This window comes from Rhodoferax sp. (genome assembly GCF_028688795.1).
Taxonomy (GTDB): domain Bacteria; phylum Pseudomonadota; class Gammaproteobacteria; order Burkholderiales; family Burkholderiaceae_C; genus Rhodoferax.
Genome location: NZ_JAQTXM010000009.1, coordinates 145,505 through 151,902, shown reverse-complemented (window position 1 = coordinate 151,902; position 6,398 = coordinate 145,505). Strand labels below are relative to the sequence as shown.

Genomic DNA, 6,398 nt, shown 5'->3' with positions numbered 1-6,398 from the left:
TCAGCTCATCCTTTTGTGCATGGCTGAGTTCGGTGAGGTCGGGCAGGGTTGGCATCAAAACCAATTCTCGCTCACTATTTCATAGCGAACTCAAATTAATCTCCATTGGGAGCTGAGTAGTTACAAAATATCAGGAACTCAGTACCTGACAGACCAGCCTCATGAAACCGGTGCTTTATGACGCAGGGTCGCGCTTGAACAAGGGCATGACTTTAGGCAAATTGGCCTCGATGTCCGCAATACGGGTACTGCCCGAAGGGTGGGTGGACAGCCATTGCGGTGGTGCGCCCTTGTTGGCAGTCGCCATCTTTTGCCACAAACTGACCCCGGCACGGGGGTCAAAACCGGCGCGGGCCGCCAGTTCCATACCCACCAGGTCAGCATCTGACTCATCGCTGCGACTGAACTGCAAGGTGAGCAGTTGTGCCCCATAGCTGGTCACGGTTTGACCCAGTTGCCCCAGACCCAACACATTGCTGAGCAAATTCGCGCCAATGCCGGTGGCGGCGTTTTTGGCCATGCGCGCCCGCGCGTGCTCACGCAGAGCGTGCGCTACCTCATGGCCCATGACGGTGGCGACTTCGTCGTCGGTCAATCGCAGCTGCTCAAGAATGCCGCTGTAGAAAGCGATTTTGCCGCCGGGCATGCAAAACGCGTTGATTTGTTTGCTGCCAATCAGGTTGACTTCCCATCGCCAGTCTTTGGCGCGCACGTTCCAGCTGACGGCGTAGGGAATGATTTTTTGGGCAATGGCGCGCAGGCGCCTCACCTGGGGATGGTTCGGACCACCCAGGGCTTTTTGAGCGGCCGCTTGCTGCAACATTTGCGCGTACTCTTGCGCCGCCGACTGCTCAACGGTGTCGGCCGGCACCAGCCTGGAAAACACCGAGTTGTCGCCCACGTCGACGCCGTCGCGGGCGGCTACGGGCGTCAGTAACGTGGCGGGCAGCAAGCCACCGATGGCGAGGGTTTGCACCATCAGGCGGCGACTGCAGCAGAGGCAGGTGGGTTGGGTCTCAGTGGTCATGGCGCTTTGTCGTGTTCTAAGGTGGTTTATGTCGCAACGGCACGTTACTTGATGCACACGGAACGCACCATTTTCAGGTCGGTCATGCCCATCATGACTTTCTCCATGCCGTCCATCTTCAGGGTGCGCATGCCACCTTCAACGGCAGCGGCAAAGATTTCGGCCACGCGGGCGCGCTCCTGAATCAGCTTTTTGATGCCGTCATCGGCAATCAACAGCTCGTGCAAGCCAATGCGGCCTTTGTAGCCGGTTTGGTGGCACTTGTCACAACCGGCATGGCGATAAAACTTGATACCGCCAGTGTCTACGTATTGCTGCTGCCAGCGCGCCACCAGCTTGGCCATTTCGCCCGCGTAGTCGGCCGTCCAGTCAGCAGAGTGGCGCAACTCTTCAGCGTACTCGGTGGCAAACAGGCGCAGTTCCTCAGCATCGGGCACATAAGCTTCTTTGCAGTCACACAGCTTCTTGGCGAGGCGTTGCGCCAAAATGCCCAGCAGCGCATCGGCAAAATTGAACGGGTCCATGCCCATGTCCAACAGCCGGGTGATCGACTCTGGTGCCGAATTGGTGTGAAGGGTCGAAAACACCAAGTGGCCTGTCAGCGAGGCCTCGACCCCCATCGCCACGGTTTCCTTGTCGCGCGACTCACCCACCATGATGATGTCGGGATCGGCCCGCAAAAAGGCCCGCATCACCAGCGCGAAATCAATGCCGGCCTTCTTGTTGATTTGCACCTGGCGCAGCCCCTTCTGGGTGATTTCCACCGGGTCTTCCGCCGTCCAGATTTTGGTGTCCGGGGTATTGAGGTGCTTCAGGATGCTGTGCAGCGTGGTCGTTTTACCTGAGCCAGTGGGCCCACACACGTAAAACAAGCCGTAGGGTTTTTCGATGGTCTGAATCACCCGCGCCTTGTTGTGCGGGGTCAGGCCCAGTTTCTCAAGCGGAATCGGCTCGCCAGCGGCCAAAATCCGCATCACCACGTCTTCCACCCCGCCGGCCGAGGGAATGGTGGCCACGCGCAGCTCGATGTCGACCGGGCCATATTTTTTAAACTTGATCTTGCCGTCTTGCGGCTTGCGGCGCTCTGAAATGTCCAGGTCGCACATGATTTTCAGGCGCGTGACCATGGCTTGGCGAAAGTGCGCGGGCACTTCGGCGTAGGGCTGCAAGGAGCCATCAATGCGAAACCTGATGCCGGTTTTCAGCTTGCCGGGCATGGGCTCGATGTGAATGTCAGACACGCCCTGGTGGTAGGCATCCAGAATGACTTTGTTGACAAACTTGACGAGCTCGTTGTCTGCGGCGGCTGATTCCAGGGAATCGTCATTGAAGCTGTCATCCAGGGGTGAGCTGTCCATGTCGGCCAGCATTGCGTCAATGCTGCCGCCCGTGGCCTCCAGCCCGAAAATTTGTCCCAAGGTGTCCTGAAACTCGGACTGGGTGGTGACCCGGTAGACAAACTTACTGATCTTTGGAAAAACCTGATGCACGATGCGCGAGCTGCGCACGGCTTCCGGGTCCAGGCACATGATGACCATGCCAGAGGGGGACTCTTCCAGCGGTACCCAACCCTGCTCTTCAATGAATTCACGCTTCAGGGCGCCATGCAACATTTCGGCGCGAATGCGCCCCGGCGAGAAAGGCTCATAACTCACGCCAAAAAACTTGGCCAAGGACGGCCCAATTTGTGCCGCACGCACCTGGTACCGCGTCAGCAGCACTTTCTCAACCGCCAGCCCCTCAGTGCGCGCATCTTGCAGGCAGTGCTGCAATTCCTCGGCGGTCATCACGCCATCAGACACCAGACCATCGTACTTGGTCACCATGCGCCGCACGCTCTCTTCAGCCTCGTGAAGGCGGTGGCGAATGGCGGTGGCCAATGTTTTACAGAGCTGTGAAACACCCTCGATGTCGAGGTCTCCAAAGGGCTGCTCGCTCTTGTTGTTGATGATCTGCAGCACGCCGTACAGCACTTTGCCATCCAGAATAGGCGCCACCAGCATCTCTCGGGTACGGTAGCCGGAGCGCTTGTCCACCTCTTTGAGAAAGGTCAGCGACGGGTGAATGGTTTTCAGCACGTCATCGTCATACACATCGGGCAAATTGACCAGCATGTGACTGAACGCAACATAGCCGGCAATGCTTTGCGGCGAGATTGGCAGCTTCAGGTCGCGGCTGCTGTTGAGCCCGGTCTTGACCTTTGAAACAATGGCGGTGTGGTCTTCATTGACCACATACAGCGTCAACCGATCGGCATTGAACAGCTTGCAAATGTCGGCACTGGTCTCCAACATGATTTGCTCGATGTTGTCGGTCTCGTGAATGCGCGCCGTCACGTGCTGCAGCTGCTTGTAGAACAGTGCCTCAAAGGTCATGCCATCACGCTTGGCGCTGTAGGGTTTGGTGCCCGTGTTCATGGTTACTTGGTCTCGAAGTTGGTGATTGCGTCCCAACCGGGGTCAATGGGGTGGCCGCGTCTGGCAGCTAGTCGCTCAGCATACAGTTTGTAGAGTGGTTTGGTAGGCGCAAGTTGCAGCAATTGCGCCAGCAAATCGTCACAAGTGACATGATTTTGCGCCCGATACGCCGCCAAGAATGTCGCCCACAACGCCAACTCGGTGGATTGCGCTGGGGTAAGGTCTGTTTTGAGGGCCACCGGGGTCAGAACGGTAATGGCCTGTTGCCGGCCCTTGACACGCACCCAGTCCAGCTCTTGCCAGGCATAGTCGGTGGCGAGGCTTTGTGTGGCCTGGCTGACCACAATGCTAACCCCGTAGGTTTTGGATAGCCCCTCCAGCCTGGAACCCAAATTAACGGCATCACCCATCACGGTGTAACTGCGCCTGATGTTGGAGCCCATGTCGCCCACGCACATTTGCCCGGTATTCAGGCCAATTCCCAAACCAATGTCCAACCCTACATGGCCCAAGGCACCGCTCTGATGCGCCTGGTTGATGCGGCCCAGCGCTTGCGTCATTTGCATAGCCGTTTTCACGGCCAGTTGGGCGTGCGCGGGGGATGCCACCGGCGCACCCCAGAAGGCCATGACGCAATCGCCCATGTATTTATCCACGGTGCCGCGGTTGGCACCAATCAATTGCGTCAGCTCGCTGAACACATGGTTGAGCAATTGCTGCACCTGCACCGGGTCCATCTGCTCAGACATGCGGGTAAAGCCGCGCATGTCACAAAACATCACGGTCAGCTCCTCACTTTTGGCGCGCATGGTGTAGCGGTCTGGCGCCTTGATCATTTCCTGAACGAATTCAGGCGGCACATAGGTGCCAAACAAAGCAATCAATTCACGCCTTGAGTGACTGGCCATCAAATAGCCGTAGCCCACATTGACCCCAAATACGGCCACCGTCATGAGTAAAACTGGTGCCAGTTGCCAAACCAGGCCATAGGACACATAAAGCCAACCGTTGAGCATGACCAGGGCGACGACCAGGCCCACGCCCGTTGCCACCGCCGCGGGTGCGCGCAGCAGGGGCAGCGTAAAGGCCAGCACCAACCCGAGCAACAGAACCAGCATGGCCTCATAGCCTTCAGCGTAAGCGGGCCGCACCAGAAAGCGACGATCCAACAGGCTGGCCAAGGCGTTTGCCTGAACTTCAACCCCCGGGAAAGTGGCCGCTACGGGCGTGGCGCGCAAGTCAACCAAACCGGTGGCCGTGGTGCCAACCAGGACGATCTTGCCTTTGAGCTGCTCCGCTGGCGCCCGCCCTGCCAACACGTCACTGGCAGCGACATAATTGAAAGACCCGCCCTGCGGCCCACCATCGCCCCGATACGGAACCCATACCGCACCCCGCTCATCCACCGGAATGCTGAAGGACTTGTCTGGCCACCTCAACACAATCTGCTGCAACACCAACTGGTTCGACGCATCGGGCGCCGCTGTGGCCCAGCCCGGGGTCACTTTGGGCATGCCAGTCAGGCGCCGGAACATGGCCAGAGAGAGCGACTCGTAGTATTGATCAGCGTAGCGGGCAACCAGGGGCAGGGAGCGCACGACACCGTCCAGGTCGGTCAATGAATTGAAAAAACCTGCCGTGGGAGCCGCCTGCGCCAGTGCAGGAATGTTGGCACCAAAACCACGCCACTGGGTGATGGCATTGGATGGGTTGCCCGAATCTTGCCCCATCATCACCGGCGCGGGCAAGTCACCGCTGGTGCGCCCCGCTGGGTCATTGTTGAAGTAAAACCCGGCGACTACTGGCCGGTCGGCCAGCGACTCGGCAAACAGATGGTCGTAGTCCAGGGCTGGCGCCAATTGCGCCAAATGGGCCACAAACTCGGCGTCCCCGCTCAATTGGCTGCGGGCCAGCGTTTGCAGTTGTTTCAAGCCGGAGCTGTCATCAGCTTCGGCAAACACCACGTCAAACCCGAGCAGCACGACCTGGTAGTGGCCAAACAGAGATTGCGTCAGGGACGCCATCTTTTGGCGAGACCATGGCCAGCGTCCCAATTCAGACAAGCTTTTCTCATCGATGTCGACAATCACAATGCGCTCATCAAGCGTCTTGGGCATTGTGGTCCGCAAGCGAACGTCATACATCATGGCGTCAAGACGATTGAGCGCAGCCATTGGCGCAACACCCGAACTGTGCAAAAACACCACCACCAAGGGAAGCAAGGACAGGCCAATGCGCCGCCAATGGCGCTTCAAATAGCGCATGAAGCGCTTGTCAGTGCGTGCTTGGCCGTTCATCAACCCCGCATCAGGACTGGAAAAACAGCATTTCTGTGCCGGCCAACACGATCCGATCGCCATCCTTCAAAACCACCGGATCGCCCGCCAATGCGACACCATTGAGCAGCGGGTATTCCGATCCCTCCACATGGTGCACTACAAAATGGTGCTGCCGACGTGTGATGGCAGCAATCGACACGCCCGGCTTGCCGACGGTGGTGACCACCTTGGTCAGGGGCATTTCGCGACCGGCAGCCGGGCCAGACAAGACCTTGATGGCGCCCACCGGGTCAGGCTCACGTGCATAAGGTGCCACAACATCTGCGCGCTGCGGGGCAACAACCATTGTCTTATCAAAGGCAGCATCAGACTCAAATTGAATCCTGTATTTGCCAACCTCCAGGATGTCGCCGTGGTGCAGCACCTGTTTTCTGACCGCCTTGCCATTGACAAAAGTGCCATTGGTGCTGTTGAGGTCCTCGATCGCGACCTCGGTGGCGTGCATGTGAAACGCGGCATGCTCACCACTGACCGCCAGGTTTTCAATGACGATATCGTTGTAAGGCCGACGCCCCAGCGTCGTCCGCTCTTTGGTCAATTCGACTTCTTTGATCAGAACCCCGTCCATCATGACGATTATTTTTGGCACAAACGCCTCCTTAAATTCTTGACAAA

At 58.1% G+C, this 6,398-nt stretch carries 4 protein-coding genes; all 4 read right to left on the bottom strand.

Going from position 1 to position 6,398, the window contains the following annotated elements; translation table 11 throughout:
- Positions 1 to 175: 175 nt before the first annotated feature.
- Positions 176 to 979, bottom strand: coding sequence for a M48 family metallopeptidase (locus PHQ58_RS09085; RefSeq protein ID WP_300110105.1), 804 nt, complete (start codon positions 977 to 979; stop codon positions 176 to 178).
- 92 nt (positions 980 to 1,071) lie between these two features.
- Positions 1,072 to 3,444 (bottom strand): GspE/PulE family protein, encoded by a 2,373-nt coding sequence (locus PHQ58_RS09080; protein ID WP_300110084.1) that lies wholly within the window; start codon positions 3,442 to 3,444, stop codon positions 1,072 to 1,074.
- Between the two features lie 2 nt (positions 3,445 to 3,446).
- Complete coding sequence (locus tag PHQ58_RS09075; RefSeq protein ID WP_300110081.1) at positions 3,447 to 5,741, bottom strand: CHASE2 domain-containing protein; 2,295 nt, start codon at positions 5,739 to 5,741, stop codon at positions 3,447 to 3,449.
- Between the two features lie 10 nt (positions 5,742 to 5,751).
- Positions 5,752 to 6,372 (bottom strand): FHA domain-containing protein, encoded by a 621-nt coding sequence (locus PHQ58_RS09070; protein WP_300110078.1) that lies wholly within the window; start codon positions 6,370 to 6,372, stop codon positions 5,752 to 5,754.
- Positions 6,373 to 6,398: the final 26 nt, after the last annotated feature.